Consider the following 20618-nt stretch of genomic DNA (forward strand, 5'->3'; position numbering starts at 1 on the left):
GCCTGCCCGGCTACCCGAGCTCCAGCGTGGTGACGCCGTAGACGCGCTCCTGGGCGAACGGCCTGACCGGGCCCGTGTACATACGGGCCGTTTCGAAGGACGGGGTGAGGCCGAGTCCCTCGACGAGGGCGATGCCCGCCGCGTTCGTCTCGGGGACGTCGATGGCGACCTCACCTCCCGCGGCCTCGGCGGCCAGCGCGGAGAACAGGGCCCGCGCATCGTCGGCGGTGTCGGCGAACAGCGGTCCGATGCGCGGGCAGTCGCGGGCCGGGCGGAGCACGCCGTAGCCGGTGGGGCGGCCGTCGACGATGCGGACGTAGGTGCGGTGGCCCGGCTCGGTCAGCCACCGCTCCAGGAAGCGCGGGCGGTCGGCCGGGTAGCAGCCACGGTCGTACGCCGTGATCGCCGCGAGGTCCGCCTCCTCGGCGGGCCGGACGCCCGAGGGCGCCTGCCCCGCGGGGGCCACCCCGCTGAAACGGACGGTGCGGTACGCGAGTTCGAAGCCGGACTGGCGGTAGTTGTCCTGCTGCGCGACCACTCCGTCGAGGCCGACCGTACGGCCGCCGGCGTGGGCGAGGGCCGTCTTCCAGGTGGTGCTGCCGTAGCCGCGGCCGCGCAGGTCGGGGCGTACGAGGTAGAAGCCCAGGAAGGCGTAGTCGGCGCCGTAGTTGACCACCGAGATGGCCGAGACGGGTTCCCCGCCGATCCGGCCGATGAAGAAGCCCTCGGGGTCCTGGGCGAAGAAGCTCGCGCTGTCGGACAACCCGGGGTTCCATCCCTCGTCCGCCGCCCATCCGCCGACCACCGTCCAGTCGTCGAGCGAGGCCTGGGCGACGACGAGGTCTTCGGGTCCCGGAGAGGTCATGTGGGCGCTCCATTCCGTACGGGGTCGGGTGGGTGCGGTGGTCGGTCGCACCGGCAGCATCCTTCCCGATCCCGGGGCGCGTCGCAGCGGCAATCACCGCGTACCGGAGAGGATTTGGCCAAGAAGGCACGTGGTCCGCCCATCCGACAGGTCGCCTAGAGTGACCGTTCATGAGCGTCGAACGCGTGACCTTGCGCCCCGTGGCCGAAGACGACCTGTCCGTCATGGAGCGGTTCCTGATGGATCCGCGAACGAGCGAACCCTTCCAGTGGTTCGGCTGGTGGGACCCCCGGCGCTGGCGGCGTCAGTGGACGGAGACCGGCCTGATCACCGAGGACGCGGGCCATCTGATGGTGGTGCGCGACGACGAGCGGCTGGGGTTCGTCGCCTGGCGGAAGATCGTCTCCAGCAGGACCACGCACTACTGGAACATGGGTATCGCTCTGCTGCCGGAGGCGCGCGGCAAGGGCGTGGGGACCGAAGCGCAGCGGCAGATGGTCCGCTACCTCTTCGCCCACACCCTCGTGATGCGCATCGAGGCCGACACCGAGTCGGACAACATCGCCGAGCAACGCGCCCTGGAGAAAGTCGGGTTCACCCGCGAGGGCGTGCTCCGCAAGGTCGTGTTCCGCGACGGCCAGTGGCGCGACGGGGTGCGGTACAGCATCCTCCGCGACGACATGATCCGCTGAAAGACCAAGGAGGCCTCGCCGGTCACGAGCCCGGCGGGGCCTTCCGTCCTCGGTGGGCCGTGGGTCAGCGCACCGCGGCGGGCCGGAACCGCCGGTACAGGACGGCTCCGCCCAGGAGCAGGGCCGCGCTTGCGGCGAGGGCGGGCACCGTCTCGTCCGTGCCGGTGTGGGCGAGCGAGGCCACGGGCCGCTGCGGCGCGGCGGGCCCGGGCGTCCGGGGATGCGGGTGCGCCCTGGGCGGGGCGGGCGGCTTGGTGGCGGGCGCGACGGGGTGGTGGGGCAGGCCACCGGAGGTGTTCGTGGACTCGTTGCCGGTCGCCGCGTTGCCCAGGCCGACCGCCGTCACGGAGTTGCCGCTGACGTTCACCGGAAGATCCACCGGCAGCTGCACACCGTTACCCGAGAGCACGCCCGGCGAATCCGTTCCGCTGCCGTGCGCGACGGCACCGCCGGATGTCCCGCCGGACTGGGCGGCCCCGCCGCCGTCGCTCTTGTTGGCGCAGCTGTTGCCCGCTGCCGGGTTGAGCAACCCGGCCACGTTCACGGTGTTCCCGCACACGTTCACGGGAACGTGCACCGGGAGCTGGACGGTGTTGCCGGAGATCAGCCCGGGCGAGCCGGCCGCGGTGCCGTCCGCCGCGGAGTCGGCGTGTGCCGGCATGGTCACGGCCAGCGCCCCCGAGGCGGCGGCCGCGGCGATCAAGCCATTTCGGGTAACCCGTCTCATAGGTTCCCTGCCTTCCAGACATGGTCGCGGGCACTCACCCGCATCGCGTAAAACGCAGGAGAACCATCCGACGTTATGGCTTATCTGCCTTTCACCCCATCGAGTGTCATGGTTGTCGAACTGACGCGGCAGCTCGCGGGCGGGGTGTCGGCGCACACGATAAGGCATGTCGGACCGTTCCGCTCGCCCAGAGGCGTGGCCCCGGACCTGCGCTTATCGTGATCGAGGGGGTACCGCCGGTCCACCGCCGGGTGTCCCTGGAGGCATGCATGCTGTCCGTGCACCAACGCTGCGCGTTCGCCGGAGCCGCGACCGCGACGCTGGCCCTGCTGGCGGCTGGCTTGCCCGCGGTGGCGACGGCCGCCGACGGCCCGGACCTGTCCCGCTTCTACCGTCAGAAGATCAAGTGGACAGCGTGCGAGGGCGAGGGCATGCCCAAGGACCTGCAGTGCGGGAAGGTGACCGTCCCGCTGGACTACGCGCGCCCGAGCGAAGGAACGCTCGACGTGGCAATGGCCCGCTACCGGGCGACGGGCAAGTCGAGGGGTTCCGTACTGTTGAACTTCGGTGGCCCGGGAGGCGCGGGGATCAGTCAACTCGCCCTCGGGGGCAAGGACTTCATGAGCCTGACGAACGGCTACGACGTAGTGACCTTCGACCCCCGCGGCGTCGGCCAGTCGTCGCCCGTCAGCTGCGGCGAAGGCGCCGATGAGGCCACCGAGGTGGTCGGCGGCACGGTCGACAGCAGCAATCCGCAGGCCGCCCTCAAGGTGGTCAAGAAGGCCGCCGACCTGTGCGCCAAGCACTCCGGTCCCGTACTGCCGCACATCGGCACGGTCAACGCCTCCCGGGACATGGACGTGATGCGTCAGGCGCTCGGCGACAAGAAGCTCAACTACTTCGGCTTCTCCTACGGATCGCGGCTGGGCGCGGTGTACGCATCCCAATTCCCCAAGAAGACCGGCCGGTTGGTGTTCGACGGGGTGGACACGCTCACCGAACCGCTGACCGAGCAGGGCCTGGTGGCCGCCGAGGGGCAGCAAACCGCCCTGGAGGACTTCCTCACCTGGTGCACGAAGGACGTCGCCTGCCCCTTCGGGCAGGATCCGCGCAGCGCACGGGAGCAGGTCGTCCGGCTCGTCGACTCGCTCGACCAGGACCCGGTCCTGGCGGACTTCGGCCAGCAGTTCTCCGGCCAGGACCTCGTGGGCGCCATCAGTCAAGCGCTGTACAGCAGGGAGATGTGGCCCACCCTCGAACAGGCCCTCAACCAACTGGTCCAGGACGGCGAAACCCGCGGACTCACGCAGCTGTCGGGCGGCATTGCCTTCCCCCACGCCGCCGCGGCAGCCCGACGTGACGGCGGTCTCGTCGACGAGCAGGACATACCCATCGACAACCTCCCCGCCGCCCTCATGGCGATCAACTGCGCGGACGATCCCGACCGGCCCACCGCCGAGCAGGCCACCAAGGACATCGTCAAGCTGCGCGCCGCGTACGAGGAGGCGTCCCCCGTCTTCGGCCGGTACCGGCTCACCCAGGTGCTGATGTGCTACGGCCGCCCCAAGGGCACCGACTACATCCGCGACAAGGTACGCGACGTCCACACCCCGAAGATGCTGCTCGTCGGCACCCGCGGCGACCCCGCGACCCCGTACCGCTGGACCCTGGAGACGGCCAAGCGGCTCGGCTCCTCGGCCGTCGTGCTCGACAACAAGGGCGAGGGGCACACCGGGTACACGTCCTCCAAGTGCGTACACCAGAAGGTCGACGACTTCCTGCTGTACGGCTCCCTGCCCGACAGCGGCAGCTCGTGCGGGCCGGACGACGACAGCTGAGGACGACACCCTGCCAGGACATGACGCCGGGCTCCTGCGTGCGCGTCTTCCTCACCGGATGACCGGGATCGACCGGATGCCCCCAGCTGCCCTCCGGAAGCAGCCGGACAACCCTGGAAGATGGCAGAAGGGGCGCGGGCCAGTAACACGGACAAGTCAGGTACAACCTCTCGTACACCCCGGACGTCACACTGGGTAGGCGCCGCCTCGACCGGGCACGCCGCACCCGTACGTGACCACACCAGGGGGAAATCACCGATGCGCATCCGCCCCGTCCTCGCCCTCTCGACCGTCGCCACGACGCTGCTCCTCGCAGCGCCCCAGAGCAGCTCGGCCGCCACCGGCCCCCAGGCCACCGCGCGGCCCGTGAAGGCCGCCCCGCAGCCCGCGAAGTGCGCGGAGAGGGCCCTCAAGCTGCGGGCCGAGCAGTCCGCGCACCCCACCGTCGTGCACATCAGCGTCACCAACCGCTCCACCCGCGCCTGCACCGTCGACCGTATCCCCACCGTCACCTTCGGTGACCTGGACGGCGCGGCCCTGCCGACGCCCGCCGGGGACAGCGGGCCGTACCGGCTCGGCGCGGGCAGGACGGCGTACGCGTCGGTGCGGACGATCGCCGACCCGGCCGACCCGGAGGCCCGCCGGGTCGACTCGATCACCGTCTCCGCCGACCCGTCGCGCTACGGACGTTCCTTCACCGCGCACGAGGTGGGCGCCGGTGACGCCGTCCTGGTGTGGGAGCCGGTGACGACGTGGTGGAAGCCGTCCGTGGCCGCCGCGGACCAGGCACTCGGGCTCAGCTGAGCGACACCTCCGGGGCGTACAGATCCATCCAGAGCGCCGGCGCCGCCTGGGACGGCCGCCACAACAGGTCGATGATGGCAAGCCTGCGGCGCCCGAGGGCCGCGGGGCCTTCGCCCCAGGTGCCCCGGTCATGCACGACGGACCGGTCAACGCGCCCGTCACACGATCGGCGCAGCCACCCCCGCGCTTTCGGCCGCGTTTGCGCACTGCGGACCGGCGGATCCGCCCGGTGCCGGGCGGTTTCGACCGGGAAACGGCCACGGGCAAAGACGTCTTCGACATCCGCGGGGACGGCGGTGAGATCGCGGTCTCGCGGGAAACCGCCCAGCGTCGCTGCCCTGCCTTCTGAGGGTCAGAAGTCCACGGGATCCCGCACGATGGGGCAGGTCATGCAGTGGCCGCCGCCCCTCCCCCGTCCGAGTTCGGCGCCGACGATGGTGATGACCTCGATCCCGGCCTTCCGCAGCAGGGTGTTGGTCCGGGTGTTGCGGTCGTAGGTGAACACCACGCCCGGCTCCAGGGCGACGGCGTTGTTGCCGCTGTCCCACTGCTGCCGCTCGGAGGCGTACACGTCGCCGCCCGTCTCGACGACCCGCAGCTCGGACAGGCCGAGCGCCTTCGCGACGACGTCGGTGAAGGAGCGCGAGCCCTCGTCGGTGAGTTCGATGCCGGGCGCCTTGTCGCTCGGGCGCAAGGAGAAGGTGTGGACCGCGTCCATGATGGTCGGGTAGAGCGTGACCAGGTCGCGGTCGGCGAAGGTGAACACGGTGTCGAGGTGCATCGCGGAGCGCAGCTTGGGCATGCCCGCGACGATGACGTGCTCGGCCGCCCCGTTCTGGAAGAGCGCGGCCGCGACCTGGGTGATCGCCTGGCCTGAGGTGCGCTCGCTCATGCCCATGAGCACGATCCCGTTGCCCACCGGCATGATGTCGCCGCCCTCGAACGTGGCCTGCCCCCAGTCCAGTTCGGGGTCGCCCCACCGTGTCGACCTCGGTCATGGGCGTCCTGCGGAGACGGGCATCGTCGTACGGCGACCACCATGCGGGGAACGTCATCTGGCGACCCGAGCGACACTAACAACCGATTGCCCCAAATGCCCGATCATCGAATCGGTCCTATGGTGCTGGTATGGAGCACGCACTCAGCCCCGCGACCCTTACCGAGCTGCGCAGGCCGCGGCCCTATCCGGCGGTGTCCGTGCTGACACCGACGCACCGCCGCGAACCCGACAACGCACAGGATCCGGTCCGGCTCCGCAACATGGTGGCCAAGGCCAAGAAGCAGCTGGAGGCCGACCCCGCGGTCACCCGCGAACGGCGTACCGATGTCGTCGAGCAGCTCGAGCGGGCCCTGGCCGAGGTCGATCTCACGCACGCCGAGGACGGCCTGGCGATCTTCGCGGCGCCCGGCGAGCACCAGGTCTGGTCACTGGCCCGCACCGTGCCGGAGCGCGTGGTGCTCTCGGACACCTTCCTGACCCGCAATCTCGTTGCCGCGCAGGCCTCCGAGCGCCCGTTCTGGGTCCTCGCGGTCTCGCCCGACCGGGTGACGCTGTGGAACGGTGGCGCCGGCCATGTCGTCGAGGACCACTCCGGTGGCTTCCCGCTGACCAGGGGGCGCGAGAATTTCGACGCGGAGCGCCAGGAGCAGATCGGCGACATGCCGAGCACCTTCCGCGACGAGGGCACCCGCCACTTCCTGCGCGACGCGGACACCGCCCTGGCCGCGGTCCTGCGCGAGCAACCGCGGCCGCTGTACATCACGGGCGAGCAGGCCGCGCTCTCGACACTCGACGAGGTCGGCACCGTCACCAAGGACGCCGTCCACGTGCCGCACGGCGGTCTCGCGCACGGCACCCCCAACGCTGTGTGGCAGGCGGTCCGGCCGGTGATCGCCGCCGAGGAGAAGAAGAACACCGACGAGGTGGCCCGGGAACTCGAAATGGCCCGCGGCCGCAAGGCGTTCGCCGCCGGTGTCGACGAGGTCTGGCAGAACGCCTCCGACGGCCGCATCGGGCTCCTCGCCGTCGAGGAGAACTACCGCGTGACGGTCCGCAGCGACGGCGGCGACCATCTCATCCCGGCCGAGAGCGGTGAACTGGACGCCCGGGAGGACATCGTCGACGAGATCGTCGAACAGTGCCTGGATACCGGCGCCGAGGTCCGCTTCGTCCCCGACGGCAGCCTCGGCGACGCGAAAGGGATCGCCGGGGTACTGCGCTATTGATCTCGCCCCCGGGTACTGCGGTATTGATCACTCCGGCCGACAATCGGATCAGACGGACCGAGCTGTCGGCGGAGAGGTGCGGAGCGCGTGAGTGAGCTGTTGGGTGTGGCGGTCCTGGGTGCCGGACACATGGGCGCCGACCATATACGGCGACTCGACCGGGTGGTGAGCGGTGCCAGGGTCGCCGCGGTGGCGGATCCCGACACCGACCGGGCCAAGCACGCCGTGGCCGGTATCGACGGTGTGTCGGTCCATGCCGAGGTGTCGGCCGCGCTCGACGCGCCCGGCGTCCGGGCGGTGTTGATCGCCTCCCCCGGACCCGCACATGAAGAGGCGCTGCTCGCGGCCTTCGAGCGCGGCCTGCCGGTGCTGTGCGAGAAGCCGCTGGTGCCGGAGTCGGCCGGGGCGCTGCGCGTGGTGGAGGCCGAGGCGCGGCTCGGCCGACGGCTGACGCAGGTCGGGTTCATGCGCCGGTACGACGCCGAGTACCAGCGTCTCAAGTCCCTGCTGGACAGTGGTCGGTTGGGCCGCCCGTTGATGCTGCACTGCACGCACCGCAATGTCTCGTCCCCGCCCGACTTCACCTCGGCGATGCTGGTCAACAGCTCCGTGTCGCACGAGATCGACGCGGCCCGCTGGCTGCTGGGCCAGGAGCTGACGGCCGTGACCGTGCTGCGTCCGCGGCCGTCCTCGCAGGCCCCCGCGGGGCTGCTCGATCCCCAATTCGTGCTCTTCGAGACCGCGGACGGTGCCCTGGTCGACGTGGAGGTCTTCGTCAACTCCGGCTTCGGCTACCAGGTGCGGTGCGAGGCGGTCTGCGAGGCGGGGAGCGCGCGGATCGGGGACGAGCACGCGATGGTGGTGACGACGGCGGACGGTGCGTACGAGGCGGTGGCCCAGGACTACCTCGTACGGTTCGCCGATGCCTACGACCGCGAGGTGCAGGCATGGGTGGACGCCACCCGGAAGGGCCGGGTCACCGGGCCCAGCGCCTGGGACGGGTACGCGGCGTCCGCCGCCGCCGAGGCGGGCGTCCGGGCGCAGGAGAACGGCGGCCGGGTGACCGTCGTACTCGCCCCGCGCCCGGACCTCTACGCGTGATCCGCGGCGGCGGGCGACCGGGCCCGCCGCCGCACCGGATCAGCCGCTGACGCTCGCCGCGCCCGTTTCGATGTGCCCGGTGAACCGGCGCGACCAGCTCGCGTCGGAGTCGACGGTGATGGTGAAGTCGTACCAACCGTCCTGGTACGCCACCGCGTTGAAGAAGTCCTCCGTCGAACCGCCCGCGGCGACGGTGTAGGTCCAGGGCCCGTCGCTGCGGTAGTGGTTCGAGGTGATGGTGAACTTCACCGCGGACGCCGAGGAATTGGTCATCTTGAAGTAGATGGCCGTCTTCCCCGTGCCGGGCTCGGTCGCGTAACGGGTGCTCACCTCCGCCGACTTGCCCGCCTTCGTCGCGTCGCCCTTGAAGCGGCGCAGGAAGCGGTTGGGCCCGGCCATCGAGATGTCGTACTTCCCGTCGCCGTACCCCGAGCCGATGTTGAGGTAGTCGGAGGCGGTGCCGCCCGCGTCGACCGTGTACTGCCAGGGCGTGGTGTCGCGGTAGGCGCCCGGGTGGATGGAGAAGTGCACGGCGCTCTTGGCGGGCGTGCCCTGGTTGGCCATGGTGAACCAGGCGAGGATCTTGCCGCCGGTGCCGAACTCCAGACGGTCCAGGTAGCCGCCCGGCTGGTACGGCAGGGCGCGGGCGGGCCGGGTGCCTGGCTCCTGGGCGGGCAGTGCGTTGGTGGTGGGCACCGGGTTGGGCAGGGGGCCGCAGGTGTCGTACCCGATGACGCCGGTCGCGGGGAGCGAGGGCGCGCCGTACACCGGATGCGCGAAGTCGAAGACGCCGGTCAGGTCGCCGGTGACCTTGCGGCGCCAGGCGCTGATGTTGGGGCAGGCGGCGGGCTTGCCGAGGGCGCCGGTCCAGGTCTCCAGGAAGCGCAGCACGGAGGTGTGGTCGAAGACCTCCGAGGAGACCCAACCGCCGCGGGTCCAGGGCGAGATGACGAGCATGGGAACCCGGAAGCCGAGACCGTACGGAGTGCCGTTGAGGAACTCCCCCGCCGTGCCGGCCGGCGGCGCCGGCGGCGGGACGTGGTCGAAGAAGCCGTCGTTCTCGTCGTAGTTGAGGAACAGGACGGTCGAGTCGAAGACGCTCGAGTCGGCGGCGAGCGCCTTGTACACCAGGTCGACGAAGTGGGCGCCGTCGCCGGGCGGGGCGTAGGGGTGCTCCGAGAAGGCCTGGTTGGCGACCACCCAGGAGACCTGGGGCAGGGTGCCCGCGAGGACGTCGGCCTTGATGGCGGCGGCGATGTCGTCCGGGGTGGAGCCGGTGACCTTCGGTACGGAGGCCATGCCGCGGTCGTACAGCGGGTCGCCCGCCTTGGCGGAGGCGAACTTCTTGAAGTAGGCGCAGCCGTTGTCGCCGTAGTTGTCCTGCGCGTTCTGGTAGACCTTCCAGGTCACCCCGGCCGCTTGCAGCGCCTCGGCGTAGTTCTGCCAGGTCAGTCCGGACTCGTCGCCGCCGTCGTAGCTGGAGCCGTCGACCTTGCCGCTCCACAGGTACGTACGGTTGGGGCCGGTCGCGCTGAGCGCGGAGCAGAAGTAGGCGTCACAGATGGTGTAGTTGTCGGCGAGCGCGTAGTGGAAGGGGATGTCGGAGCGGTCGAGGTAGCCCATCGTGCGGACGTTGCCGACGCCCGAGACCCAGTTGTCGAGCCGTCCCTTGTTCCAGGCGGAGTGCTGCGAGGACCAGGAGTGCGGGAGGTCGCCGTTGCACTGCGCGAGGGTCTCGCCGTCCTTGCCGCCCGCGGGGGGCGTCGAGCTGAGCTTCCACGGGTACTGACGGCCGACGCCGTTCGGCTGGTTGAAGACCGAGTAGCCGCCGGACAGCGTGATGCCGCTGCGGTCGTCGAAGCCTCGGACGCCCTTGAGGCGGCCGAAGTAGTGGTCGAAGCTGCGATTCTCCTGCATGAGGATCACGACGTGCTGTACATCCGAGATCGTGCCGGTCGCCGTCGCCGTCGCCGCGGTCGCGGTCGCGGCGGCCGCCGGACGCGAACCGACGCCCATCGCGGCGCCCGCCGCCACGGATGCGCCGAACCCCACAAAGCCTCTTCGGCTGATCGGTGTCATTCGCCCGCCCTCGTCACCGGAGTGCCCCTGCGGCACACCGCGCGCAAGCGTGCACGCGGTGATCGTCAAGGTCCATCCCTGTGCGGTGAGGCATGGGTGAACAGCGGTCGAACCTCGCCCAGTTGACCGGCACCCGTGGAGCGGGCCACTAGATTGACCCCGCGCTGACCGTCCACACCCGCCCGGCCTGGCCGCGGTGCGATCGGCGGGAGGGAGCCGCGCCCCGCCCGGACCGACGTATCGCCACGGCTCCGCGCCGGCGACCTGCTCGAAGGGTGGCGGTACATCCTGACCAACCCGGCCCTGCGCCCGTTGTTCTTCAACACGGCCCTGGTCAACGGCCTGATCATGGCGGCCTCGCCGCTGCTCGCCACCCTCATGCTCGGCCACCTCGGGTTCACGCCCTGGCAGTACGGCCTCGCCTTCGGAGCACCCTGCGTCGGCGGGCTCACCGGCTCCCGCCTGGCGCGCCGGCTCGTCGCGCGGTTCGGGCAGCACAAGGTCATGCTCACCGCCGGGGCGCTGCGCGCGTGCTGGCCACTCGGGTTGGCCTTCATCCGCCCCGGCACCACCGGGCTGGTGCTCGTCATCGCGGTCGAGCTCGGTCTGATCACCTGCGTGAGCGTGTTCAACCCGGTGTTCGCCACCTACCGGATCGAGCACACCGCGACGGACCGGGTCGCCCGTACCCTGTCCGCGTGGTCGGTCACCAGCAATGCCACGATCGCGGGCCTGACCGCCCTGTGGGCCTGCTGGCCGGCATCGCCGGCGTCCGCACCGCGATCGCGCCGGTCTCCTCATCCTGACAACCCCGCTCCTGATGCCCCGACACGACCACTCGGCACCGCACGAGCGGGATCTGGCGCGGAGTCGGCCATGACAGACCGCCGACCGTGACAGACCGCCGACCACGTGCGGTCCGTCAACGCGTGTCCCGTCAGGACCCGGTGGGAAGTTCGCGTATCCCGAGTTGCTGCACGAACAGCAGGCTGTCCGCGTTCGCCCAGTACTCGGCCAACTGGCCGTCCTCCACACGGAGCGTGTCGGTTCCCGTGAACGCGACCTCGTTGCCGATCGCCTCCTTGGGAGCGCCGGGAAACCCGCCGCGGTAGGTGCCCCGCGCCTGCCAGCGGACCACCAGGTACTCGTCGGTGGCGATCGGCCCCACCTGAATGGTGAAGGTCAGGTCGCTCAGCAGGGAGTGGATCCCGGCGACCCACTGGTTCAGCGCCTCCCGGCCGCGGATCTCGTCACCGCCGGATCCTGTGATCGGCGCCGCGTGGGCGACGAAGTCGGGGGCGATGATCTTCTCGGTGAGGGAGAGGTCGTTGTTCCAGAGCTCTTTCCAGGGCTCGGCCAGTGCGACGTTTTCCTGTACGGACATGCGGTTCTCCTTGGGTGCGTTGATCTCAGGCGTGTCGATGTCGGAGCCGGCGGGTTTCAGTGCGGGTCGGGCGCGTCCTGTCCCGGGTCCGGGACGAGGATCACCTTGCCGGTGACGGTGCCGGACTCGGCCAGCCGCACGGCCTCCGCCGCCCGACTGAGCGGGAAGCGTGCCGCGACCTGCGCGGTGATGGCGCCGCTGGCGAGCAGGGCGAAGACCTGACCGAGGTCGGCGCGCAGGCGGTCGTGGAAGGCGGCCGAACGGCGCTTGCCGGCCCAGATGTTGTAGAAGTGCGTACGCCGGCAGTTGGGCAGGAGCTTCCACAGGAACAGCCGTGCGAGGAGCTTGAGGACGGGCAGTTTGGAGGATCCGGCGACGTCCCGGGTGGCCGCGGTGCCGTACGAGACGAGCGTGCCGCCCCGGGCCAGCAGCCGGAAGGAGTCAACGATGCCGTCGCCTCCGACGTGGTCGAAGACGGCGTCGACACCGCCCGGCGCCAACTCCCGCACCCTGGCGGGCAGATCGGTCGCCCGGTAGTCGAGCGGAGTCGCGCCGAGTGCGCGCACCGCCTCGTGATGGCGGGGCGACGCGGTGCCGATCACGCGGATGCCGGCGTGCGTGGCCAGTTGGACCAGGGTGGAGCCCACGCCGCCGTTCGCGCCGTGCACCAGCACGGTCCCTCCGGCGCGGACCTTGGCGACGCGGTGCAGCATCTGCCAGGCGGTGATGCCGTTGACGACCACTGTCTCGGCGTCGGCGGCGTCCAGCGCGCCGGGCACCTCGACCAGGTCGGTGGCGGGCAGCACGACCCGGCTGGCCCAGCCGCCCACCTTGGTCAGCCCGGCGAAGCGCCGGCCGATCAGTGATGAGTCCACCCCCGCGCCGACCTGGACGGCTACGCCCACCAGGTCGTAGCCGGGCACGAAGGGGAACGGCGGCTGGTCGTAGTACTTGCCGCGACGCATCTGCTGTTCGGCGAACGACACCCCGGAGGCCTCCAGAGCCAGGACGACCTCACCGGTAGCCGGTTCCGGCGCGGGGCGCACCCGGATCTCGAGGCCGGAGGGCTCCACGACACCCGGGAGGACGACTTCGGTCACCACATCGGCCACGGTCTCCGTGTCCATGACGGTCAGAGCTCCTTCGTTATAGCTTCTCGTGTTCGTGATAGCTTCTAACTAAAGCTTGCTCCTCTATATTCCGTAAGTCAAGGGACACCCGCAGAAGAGACGAAGAGGCGATGGCATGGCCGCAGAGAGCCGGACGGAACCCGGTCTGCGCGATCGGTTCCGCGCGCAGGTACGACAGGAGGTCAAGGCCGCGGCACTGCGGCAACTGGCCGAGGGAGGCCCGGAGGCGCTGTCGCTCAACGCCATCGCCAAACAGGTGGGCATGACCGGCCCCGCGCTCTACCGCTACTTCACCAACCGGGACAGCCTGTTGACCGAGCTGGTCATCGACGCGTACGGGGACCTGGCGTCCGCCCTCGCCCGCGCGGCCGACGAGGCGACGGAGGACGGGGGCGCACGGCTGACTTCAGTCGTGCAGGCCTACCGCGACTGGGCCCTGGCCGAGCCGCACCGCTACCGCCTGCTCTTCCGGGCCCCCTTGCAGGGCTACGACGCTCAGTCCACGAGCCTCGTCGAGGCCTCACAGCCGGCCATGAACGTCGTACTGAACGTGGTGAACACCCTCACCACACCGGGCGCGCCGATTCCGGAGGGCCCGGCATCCCAGTTCCAGGAGTGGATGAAGCGCCACGGAGTCGAGGACATACCGCCGGCGGTCGCCTCCCGCACCACGATGCTCTGGGCCCACCTGCATGGTCTCGTGAGCCTGGAGATCGAGGGCAACTTCACCTCGATGGGCATCGAACCGACCGCCCTCTACGACACCGAGGTGCGGGAATTCATGCGCTCGCTCTGAAGCCAGGGAAGGATTCGCACAAACACCCCTCGAACAGAAGCATGAGCGCCGGGTGCGCACACCCCGACAGACCATCAAGTCACGTACGCTTTCTACGACTTGCCCGTGCCGGACGCGTACCGAATCGGTACCGCTCACCCGGTCCGGGAGGACTGCGGCATATGCCAGAAGCACCACCGTATCGTGTGTTGCCAAATCCCTTACAGCGCGTCGCGGGCTGTGCAACAGTCGTAACGGTCCTTCCGTCAGCCTTGGTCGTACCGTCCCCGCATCGGAGTACGTCATGCCCTCCCATCTCTCTGCGGACCGCTCAGCCGCTCAGCCGCCTCAGCGCGGCACGGTCGAAGCGCTCATCTCGCAGACACGGCGGCTGCGCGGCGAGGTGGACGCCGTACGGCGTGACGCGCCCGCCGACGGCGAGGACCCGCAGGGACGCTGGCAGCGCGCGCTGTGCGATCTGGCGATGCATCAACTCAATGATCTCGACGAGCACTTGGCCCAGCTGCGGGACGGACCGTCGCCCGTACCTGTCCAACCCTCAGCCGCTCCCGCCGCCCGAGCCGTGCCGGCCGCATCCCGGCGCGGCTCGCTGCTGAGCCGGGTCGGCAGCGCCGAGTGGAACCTGCTGGCGGACGACGCCAGTTGGTCCGGTGAGCTCTATCAGATCCTGGGCCGCGACCCCGCCGCTCCCCCGCTCACGCTCGACGAGCTGCCGTCACTGGTGCTCGACGAGGACCGGTCGATGCTGACGGCGATGGTCACGGACTGCCTCATCGACGCCAAGCCCATCGACGGAGAATTCCGCATCGTGCGCCCCGACGGCGGGGTGCGGACCGTACACATGATGGGCGAGCCCGTGCTCGACGCCGACGGCAGCACCGCCTCGATGTGGGCCGTGCTGCGCGACGTCAGCGAACTGCGCCGCAGCCAGCGGACGGTGAGCGAGACCCGTGACTCGCTGCAACGCGCGCGGCACATCGCGCAGACCGAGCACCGGCTCGCGGTCGAACTGCAGGAGGCCGTGCTGCCGCCGTGGCGTGGCTCCCTGCGGTTCCCGCAGCGGGGCCCCGCGACCCTGGACCTCGCCGCCCACTATCTGCCGTCGTCGACCAGCGCGCTGATCGGCGGCAACTGGTACGACGCCCTCGAACTGCCCGACGGCGACACCCTGTTGAGCGTGGGCGACCTCACTGGTCACGGAGTCGCGGTCGCTTCGGGCATGGCGATGCTGCTCGGCGCCCTGCGCGGCATGGCCGTGACGGGTGCCCAACCGGGTCAACTCCTGATCTGGCTCAACCAGTTACTGGACGCCTCCGTCCAGCCGGCCCTCGGCAGCGCCGTCTGCGGCCGCTACCGGCCCAAGACCCGCACCCTCAGCTGGGCGCAGGCAGGACACCCCGCCCCGCTGCTGTTCCGCAACGGGACGGGGCGCGCACTGGCAGCACCGGACGGCGTGCTGCTCGGGGCGACATCGGGTGCCACCTACGGGCAGGCCGAGGAGACACTCGAAGAGGGCGACCTGCTGCTCCTGCACACCGACGGACTGGTGCCGTGGCGATGGGGGTCCCCCCGCACGGGCGAAGCCGAGAGTGGGGGAGGAACGGCGGCCGTCCAGAGCCTGCTCGACCTGGCCCCGCGCTTCGACGGGGTCCGCTCGGCCCAGGACTGTGTACGGATGGTGGTCGAGGAATTCGGCGAGTCCGAGCGCGAGGACGACGCCTGCGTGCTCATCGCCCGGGTCAGCTCCTGACGCCCTTCCTGACGACCGGGGTCACATCACCACCCCGCCAGGACCGGCCGACCCGCATTGCCGACACGGGCCCCTTTACGCCCGCGCGCTGTTGCCACCCCTGGGCTTCAACGAGCCCTTGGGCAGCGCGAGTTTGATCTCCTCACGCAGGTCTTGGATCTTCGGATAGCTGGAGTACTGCCCGGTGAGCCGGTACATCTCGCGCAGCCGGTCCCAGGTGCGGTGGGAGGAGTTGGCCCCCATCGACGTCAGGGCGAGTCGCGCGTACCGGTCGGCCTGTTCGGGGTCGTCGGCGATGAAGCAGGCCGACGCGAGGGAGATGTGGTCGAAGATCTTCGACCGCTCCCGGCCCGACTCGCGCAGCTTGAGCGCCTCCTTCGCATGGCGCTGCGCGGTGACCGCCGCGGTCGGCTCGTGCTCGGCGAGGGTGCGGTAGGCGAGGGCCTGCATACCGTGCATGTCGGCCTCGTCGAACAACTGCATCCAGCTCGGCGGAGGTACGTCGCCCCGGTCGGAGACGAACAGGTCCTCCGCCTGACCGAGGGTGCGCCGCATGGCCTGGCCCTTGCCCATGGACGCCTGTGCCCAGGCCTCGATGGTGTAGAGCATGGCCTGGGTACGGGGCAGCACCTCGTCGCCGGAACCGGACTTGGCGAGCTTCATGAGGTCGAGTGCGTCGTCGGGCCGACCCAGGTGCACCATCTGGCGAGCCGCTCGGGAGAGCGCCTCCCCCGCGCGGGGCCGGTCACCGCCTTCTCGGGCCGCGTGGGCGGCGATGACGAAGTACTTCTGAGCCGTGGGCTCCAGGCCGACGTCGTGCGACATCCAGCCCGCGAGGACGGCGAGGTTGGCGGCGACGCCCCACAGGCGCCGCTGCAGATGGTCGGGGTGTCGGTAGGAGAGCATGCCTCCCACTTCGTTGAGCTGGCCCACCACAGCCTTGCGCTGGAGACCGCCGCCGCGGGCAGCGTCCCAGGCCCGGAACACCTCGACCGAGCGCTCCAGTTCCTCGATCTCCTGCGACCCGATGGGGGCGGCCTCGTAGCGGTCGAACCCAGCGGGGTCGGCGTGCAGGGGATCGTCGAACTGGGGAGCGTCGGCGGATAGGGCCGGATCGGTGTGCAGCCAGTCGTGCATGGCCGTGCTGAGTGCGGATCCTGCGGCGAGCGCGGCACCCGCGCCCACCAAGCCGCGTCGGTTGAGCATGAGGTCCATTCCCGTGAATTCGGTGAGGACCGCAGCAGTCCGCTCGGGCGCCCACGGCACTCCGTCGGGATGTTCCGCACTCCCGCCGCCCTGCCGTTTCCCCACACGCCCGTGCCGGACCAGACCGAGGTCCTCGATGGTCACGACACGGCCGAGACGCTCGGTGAACAGAGCCGCCAGCACCCGCGGAACCGGATCGCGCGGGATCTCTCCCATGTCGATCCAACGCCGCACCCGTGAGGTGTCGGTCGCCAGTTGGGGGTGGCCCATGGCCGCCGCCTGCCGGTTGACCATCCTCGCGAGTTCGCCCTTGGACCAGCCGGCCAGGCCGAACAGGTCCGACAGACGGGTGTTGGGTTGTCCGTTCACGTCAAGCCCCCAGGTTCTCGGCTGAATTGACAGTAACCGTCTGTCAGTTGCTGAGCGACTATTCGCCAGGGTTCGCCAGGGTGCGCCAGATGGTGTGCCACTGGGCATCGGGTGTCAGGTAGGAACGCGCCACCCCGACCCGGTTGCCTCAGGGACATTCCCCAGGGTGCACCAGGGCGGCCGGGGCGGGTAGCGCGGCAATCGCAGGCACACGAAGGGATCTGTATCTCCCATGTACGCAGCATCGTCCTCCGTGTCCGCTCCGCCCCGTTCGCTGCACCCCCGCCCGGGCGGCAGCGGCCCCTACCTCGACCCCGCGCGCCCGGCGGCGGCCCCCGTGCTCGGTGCCGGCAGGACGCGGCGCGTTCCGGGACTCGGTACCCAACCGCTCAGCGGGAGACTCGACTTGTCCGGCCCTCAGGGCGCGCAGCTGCGCACGGCGATCGCGTCGGTGCACCGGATCTGCCCGGAGTTCGCTCCGGTCCAGGTGCTGCGCCGCAGCGGACGCTCCGTGCTCCTCGTCGGCACGACAGGGCGCAGCACGGCCGTCGCCAAGTGCTTACTGGACCACTCCCCGATCTGGGCCGAGCGGATCCGGCATGAAATAGCGGCCTACCGCTCGTTCGTGCGGCACCGGCCGCCGGTCCGGGTGCCCCGGCTGATCGCGGCGGATCCGGACAACTGCACTCTGGTGATCGAGCGGATGCCGGGCCGGGTGGCCGCGCTGCAGCGGCATCCGGCGGAGGCCCCGCCCCGCGCGGACATCCGGGCGGCGCTGGGCGCCATCTGCCGGTTGAACGGGTGGCGGCCGCCGGCGGGGACGTTCGACGCCCCCCTGGACTACGCGGAGCGGATCTCCCGTTTCCATGAGCTGGGTCTGCTCACGGACCGGGACATGGGCGATCTGCAGAAGCTGCTGCACGGCATCGCCCATTCGGCGGGCCGTCAGGGCATGGGCCAGTTCTGTCACGGCGACGCACTCCTGTCGAACATCCTTCTCTCACCGGCCGGTCCAGTGCTGGTGGACTGGGAGCACGCGGGGTGGTACTTGCCGGGGTACGACCTGGCGACGCTGTGGGCGGTTCTCGGGGACGCCCCCGTGGCCCGGCGGCAGATCAGCCAGCTCGCGCAGTCGGCGGGGCCCGCGGCGCGCGACGCGTTTCTGGTGAACCTGATGCTCGTCCTCACCAGGGAGATCCGTACGTACGAGACGGCCGTGCAGCGTTCGATGCACGACACGACCCCGGCGGCACCGGGACCGGCCCACCCGGGTGTTGCGCCGTCCGGCGAGGAACAGCGGCTGCTGCTGAGGCGGCTGCACGACGACTGCCAGTTGGCCCGTCGGGCCGTTCGAGCGGCGGTCGGCACTCGCTGAGGGGGACGGAGGTCCGCGATTGCGCCTAGGACAGGGGCGCACCGCGGGCCTTCGTCATGTCCGGGTGTCCTCCGTTCGGATTATTGGTCCACTCCACTGACGCCCCGCAGGCCGGGTCGCCGCCGCCACGAAAACCCTTTCACCCGCCGTTGACGTGGGAAATCGCCTGCTTCTGGGCATGATTGACGGATCGTCGGAGAGCCGGTAGCACTGACGCAGTTCGGCCCTCGCACGCCCCACCGCGCTCGACCGTCCCAGGAGGCTGCATTGCACAGGTCCGCCACCGACCCCACGGCCACCGCCGGGCACAGACGCGCGCGCAGGACCGCGGGCGCCGTCGCCTCAGCGGCGCTGCTGCTGCCGCTGCTCGGCGCGGCTCCGTCCGGCACCGCCGAGCAGGCCTCCTCCGCACAGTTGCAGCGGGCCTTCGCCACCGCGGCCGCCGACTACCACGTACCGCAGAGCGTCCTGCTCGCCGTCTCCTATCTGCAGTCCCGCTGGGACGCGCACGCCGGTGCCCCGAGCGTCAGCGGCGGCTACGGTCCGATGCACCTCACCGACGCCCATACGGCGATCGCCGAGGCGCCACACCACAGCGAGGGCACGGAGGACGCCCGTGGCGACAGCTCGCGCGCGGCCCTTCTGCCCGATACGAAGGTGCCGGAGCGCTCCGAACTCCCGGCCCGGCTCAAGACGTTGACGAAGGCGGCGAAGCTCACCGGCCTCCCGGCGGAGCAGCTGCGTACGGACGCGGCCGCGAACGTCGAGGGCGGCGCCGCGCTCCTCGCCGCCGCGCAGAAGGACCTGGGCGAGCCGCTGAGCGACGACGCGGCCGACTGGTACGGGGCGGTGGCGCGCTTCTCGGGCGCGGACGACAGCGCGACGGCGGCCACGTACGCCAATGACGTGTACGACGTGATCCGCGGCGGCGAGGAACGCCTCACGGACTCCGGTCAGCAGGTCGCCCTCGCAGCCCAGCCCGAGGTGAGCCCCGACACGGCGCAGCTCCGGCGCGCGGGTCTGCGCACGGTCTCCGCCGATGACACGGAGTGCCCCAAGGACGTGTCCTGCGAGTGGATTCCGGCTCCGTACCAGGAGTTCGGGGAGGGCGACTACGGGAACCACGACCTCGGCAACCGGCCCGCGTCGCAGAGCATCAAGTACATCATCATCCATGACACGGAAGGCACCTGGGACGGCGTCCTGAACCTGGTCCAGGACCCGACCTATGTGTCCTGGAACTACACCTTGCGCTCAACCGACGGTCACATCGCCCAGCATGTGAAGGCCAAGGACGTCGCCTGGCACGCGGGCAACTGGTACGTCAACGCCAAGTCGATCGGCCTGGAGCACGAGGGCTTCCTGGCCTCGCCGGACGCCTGGTACACCGAGGAGATGTACCGGGCCTCGGCGCGGCTGGTGAAGTACCTCTCCAAGAAGTACGCCATCGCGCTGGACCGGCAGCACATCCTCGGCCACGACAACGTGCCCGGCCCGACCACGTCGACCATCCCGGGCATGCACACGGACCCGGGCCCGTACTGGGACTGGCAGCACTACTTCACGCTGCTGGGGCACCCCTTCCACCGCTCCGTGAAGCAGGGCGGCGAGCTGGTGACCGTACTGCCGGACTTCGACGAGAACCGGCCTGAGTACACGGGCTGCGTCACCAACGGCGAGCCCTGCGCGGCGCACGGTTCCAGCGAGGTGCGGCTGTACTCCCAGCCGGACGAGACGTCGCCCCTCATCAAGGACATCGGCCTGTATCCCAAGGGCGACGACTCGACGACCGGCGTGAACGACATCGCCTCGCGCGTCTCCACGGGGCAGCGGTATGCGGTCGCCGGCCGTGACGGCGACTGGACGGCGATCTGGTACCTGGGTCAGAAGGCCTGGTTCAAGAACCCGCCGAAGCAGCCGACGGCGGTGACCGCGTCCGGCACGGTCGTCACACCCAAGGACGGCCTCAAGGAGATCCCCGTCTACGGGCGCGCCTACCCGGAGAAGGAGGCGTACCCGACGGGGGTGCCCGTCCAGTCGGTCTCGCCGCTGCCGTACAAGCTGCTCGAGGGTCAGCGCTACGCGGTCGGTGACAAGGTGCCGGGCGAGTACTTCTACGCGCCGACCTTCGACACCGCACCGCACAAGGTCGTGACCGGCACGGACATGTACTACGAGATCCAGTTCGGGCACCGGGTGGCGTTCGTGCGGGCCGCGGACGTGAAGGTGATTCCGTAGCATTCGTGACGGCGGGGGCCGGGTCCGCGTGCGGCGGA

The 20618-nt window shown here is 70.4% G+C and carries 16 protein-coding genes and 2 pseudogenes; 11 read left to right on the top strand and 7 right to left on the bottom strand.

Annotated elements, in window-relative coordinates:
• Positions 1-10 precede the first annotated feature (10 nt).
• Entirely contained in the window at positions 11-865 is an 855-nt protein-coding gene (locus ACFY0T_RS28650; protein ID WP_388876424.1) for a GNAT family N-acetyltransferase, read from the bottom strand.
• Positions 866-1035: 170 nt separating this feature from the next.
• Between ACFY0T_RS28650 and ACFY0T_RS28655 the strand changes: the two genes are divergently transcribed.
• Positions 1036-1557: a GNAT family N-acetyltransferase gene (locus ACFY0T_RS28655; protein WP_388876427.1), complete on the top strand. Its 522-nt coding sequence runs from the start codon at positions 1036-1038 to the stop codon at positions 1555-1557.
• A gap of 64 nt (positions 1558-1621) precedes the next feature.
• On the opposite strand, the gene ACFY0T_RS28660 is transcribed toward ACFY0T_RS28655, so the two are convergent.
• Entirely contained in the window at positions 1622-2284 is a 663-nt protein-coding gene (locus ACFY0T_RS28660) for a chaplin (RefSeq protein ID WP_388876430.1), read from the bottom strand.
• A 269-nt stretch (positions 2285-2553) separates the two neighbouring features.
• Between ACFY0T_RS28660 and ACFY0T_RS28665 the strand changes: the two genes are divergently transcribed.
• The 3 genes from ACFY0T_RS28665 to ACFY0T_RS28675 all read left to right on the top strand — a co-directional run bounded on the left by ACFY0T_RS28665 (position 2554) and on the right by ACFY0T_RS28675 (position 5275).
• Positions 2554-4122, top strand: a complete 1569-nt coding sequence (locus ACFY0T_RS28665; protein WP_388876433.1) for an alpha/beta hydrolase — start codon at positions 2554-2556, stop codon at positions 4120-4122.
• 258 nt (positions 4123-4380) lie between these two features.
• Positions 4381-4926: a DUF4232 domain-containing protein gene (locus ACFY0T_RS28670; RefSeq protein ID WP_388876436.1), complete on the top strand. Its 546-nt coding sequence runs from the start codon at positions 4381-4383 to the stop codon at positions 4924-4926.
• Between the two features lie 130 nt (positions 4927-5056).
• Positions 5057-5275, top strand: coding sequence for a hypothetical protein (locus ACFY0T_RS28675; RefSeq protein ID WP_388876439.1), 219 nt, complete (start codon positions 5057-5059; stop codon positions 5273-5275).
• Positions 5276-5278: 3 nt separating this feature from the next.
• On the opposite strand, the pseudogene ACFY0T_RS28680 reads toward ACFY0T_RS28675, so the two are convergent.
• Positions 5279-5905, bottom strand: a pseudogene (locus ACFY0T_RS28680) (arginine deiminase family protein); the annotation flags it as partial.
• Between the two features lie 149 nt (positions 5906-6054).
• Here ACFY0T_RS28680 and ACFY0T_RS28685 point away from each other — a divergent pair.
• Entirely contained in the window at positions 6055-7152 is a 1098-nt protein-coding gene (locus ACFY0T_RS28685; RefSeq protein ID WP_388876442.1) for a chemotaxis protein, read from the top strand.
• Between the two features lie 87 nt (positions 7153-7239).
• Positions 7240-8253: a Gfo/Idh/MocA family protein gene (locus ACFY0T_RS28690; RefSeq protein WP_388876445.1), complete on the top strand. Its 1014-nt coding sequence runs from the start codon at positions 7240-7242 to the stop codon at positions 8251-8253.
• A gap of 39 nt (positions 8254-8292) precedes the next feature.
• Here ACFY0T_RS28690 and ACFY0T_RS28695 read toward each other — a convergent pair whose 3' ends face one another.
• Entirely contained in the window at positions 8293-10332 is a 2040-nt protein-coding gene (locus ACFY0T_RS28695; RefSeq protein WP_388876827.1) for a phosphocholine-specific phospholipase C, read from the bottom strand.
• Positions 10333-10521: 189 nt separating this feature from the next.
• On the opposite strand from ACFY0T_RS28695, the pseudogene ACFY0T_RS28700 reads away from it, so the two are divergent.
• Positions 10522-11212 (top strand): annotated as a pseudogene (locus ACFY0T_RS28700) (MFS transporter); the annotation flags it as partial.
• A gap of 57 nt (positions 11213-11269) precedes the next feature.
• On the opposite strand, the gene ACFY0T_RS28705 reads toward ACFY0T_RS28700, so the two are convergent.
• Complete coding sequence (locus ACFY0T_RS28705) at positions 11270-11716, bottom strand: ester cyclase (RefSeq protein ID WP_388876448.1); 447 nt, start codon at positions 11714-11716, stop codon at positions 11270-11272.
• Between the two features lie 56 nt (positions 11717-11772).
• Entirely contained in the window at positions 11773-12843 is a 1071-nt protein-coding gene (locus ACFY0T_RS28710) for a medium chain dehydrogenase/reductase family protein (RefSeq protein WP_388876450.1), read from the bottom strand.
• A gap of 118 nt (positions 12844-12961) precedes the next feature.
• Here ACFY0T_RS28710 and ACFY0T_RS28715 point away from each other — a divergent pair, with 118 nt between their 5' ends.
• Positions 12962-13642: a TetR/AcrR family transcriptional regulator gene (locus tag ACFY0T_RS28715; RefSeq protein ID WP_388876453.1), complete on the top strand. Its 681-nt coding sequence runs from the start codon at positions 12962-12964 to the stop codon at positions 13640-13642.
• A gap of 283 nt (positions 13643-13925) precedes the next feature.
• On the top strand, positions 13926-15392 hold the full coding sequence (locus ACFY0T_RS28720) for a PP2C family protein-serine/threonine phosphatase (protein ID WP_388876456.1): 1467 nt from the start codon (positions 13926-13928) through the stop codon (positions 15390-15392).
• A gap of 75 nt (positions 15393-15467) precedes the next feature.
• Here ACFY0T_RS28720 and ACFY0T_RS28725 read toward each other — a convergent pair whose 3' ends face one another.
• On the bottom strand, positions 15468-16967 hold the full coding sequence (locus ACFY0T_RS28725; RefSeq protein WP_388876458.1) for a hypothetical protein: 1500 nt from the start codon (positions 16965-16967) through the stop codon (positions 15468-15470).
• 232 nt (positions 16968-17199) lie between these two features.
• On the opposite strand from ACFY0T_RS28725, the gene ACFY0T_RS28730 reads away from it, so the two are divergent.
• Positions 17200-18342, top strand: coding sequence for an aminoglycoside phosphotransferase family protein (locus ACFY0T_RS28730; RefSeq protein WP_388876461.1), 1143 nt, complete (start codon positions 17200-17202; stop codon positions 18340-18342).
• Positions 18343-18609: 267 nt separating this feature from the next.
• Complete coding sequence (locus ACFY0T_RS28735) at positions 18610-20580, top strand: N-acetylmuramoyl-L-alanine amidase (RefSeq protein ID WP_388876464.1); 1971 nt, start codon at positions 18610-18612, stop codon at positions 20578-20580.
• Positions 20581-20618 lie beyond the last annotated feature (38 nt).

It is taken from the genome of Streptomyces sp. NPDC001530 (assembly GCF_042894545.1).
GTDB lineage: Bacteria > Actinomycetota > Actinomycetes > Streptomycetales > Streptomycetaceae > Streptomyces.

What these genes read in the sequence shown, in the direction of transcription:
- ACFY0T_RS28655 (WP_388876427.1), top strand. Translation starts at nt 1,036, where the DNA reads ATGAGCGTCGAACGCGTGACCTTGCGCCCCGTGGCCGAAGACGACCTG.
- ACFY0T_RS28685 (WP_388876442.1), top strand. Translation starts at nt 6,055, where the DNA reads ATGGAGCACGCACTCAGCCCCGCGACCCTTACCGAGCTGCGCAGGCCG.
- ACFY0T_RS28670 (WP_388876436.1), top strand. Translation starts at nt 4,381, where the DNA reads ATGCGCATCCGCCCCGTCCTCGCCCTCTCGACCGTCGCCACGACGCTG.
- ACFY0T_RS28695 (WP_388876827.1), bottom strand. Translation starts at nt 10,332, where the DNA reads ATGACACCGATCAGCCGAAGAGGCTTTGTGGGGTTCGGCGCATCCGTG.
- ACFY0T_RS28650 (WP_388876424.1), bottom strand. Translation starts at nt 865, where the DNA reads ATGACCTCTCCGGGACCCGAAGACCTCGTCGTCGCCCAGGCCTCGCTC.
- ACFY0T_RS28705 (WP_388876448.1), bottom strand. Translation starts at nt 11,716, where the DNA reads ATGTCCGTACAGGAAAACGTCGCACTGGCCGAGCCCTGGAAAGAGCTC.
- ACFY0T_RS28710 (WP_388876450.1), bottom strand. Translation starts at nt 12,843, where the DNA reads ATGGACACGGAGACCGTGGCCGATGTGGTGACCGAAGTCGTCCTCCCG.
- ACFY0T_RS28660 (WP_388876430.1), bottom strand. Translation starts at nt 2,284, where the DNA reads ATGAGACGGGTTACCCGAAATGGCTTGATCGCCGCGGCCGCCGCCTCG.
- ACFY0T_RS28665 (WP_388876433.1), top strand. Translation starts at nt 2,554, where the DNA reads ATGCTGTCCGTGCACCAACGCTGCGCGTTCGCCGGAGCCGCGACCGCG.
- ACFY0T_RS28720 (WP_388876456.1), top strand. Translation starts at nt 13,926, where the DNA reads ATGCCCTCCCATCTCTCTGCGGACCGCTCAGCCGCTCAGCCGCCTCAG.
- ACFY0T_RS28675 (WP_388876439.1), top strand. Translation starts at nt 5,057, where the DNA reads ATGCACGACGGACCGGTCAACGCGCCCGTCACACGATCGGCGCAGCCA.
- ACFY0T_RS28715 (WP_388876453.1), top strand. Translation starts at nt 12,962, where the DNA reads ATGGCCGCAGAGAGCCGGACGGAACCCGGTCTGCGCGATCGGTTCCGC.
- ACFY0T_RS28730 (WP_388876461.1), top strand. Translation starts at nt 17,200, where the DNA reads ATGTACGCAGCATCGTCCTCCGTGTCCGCTCCGCCCCGTTCGCTGCAC.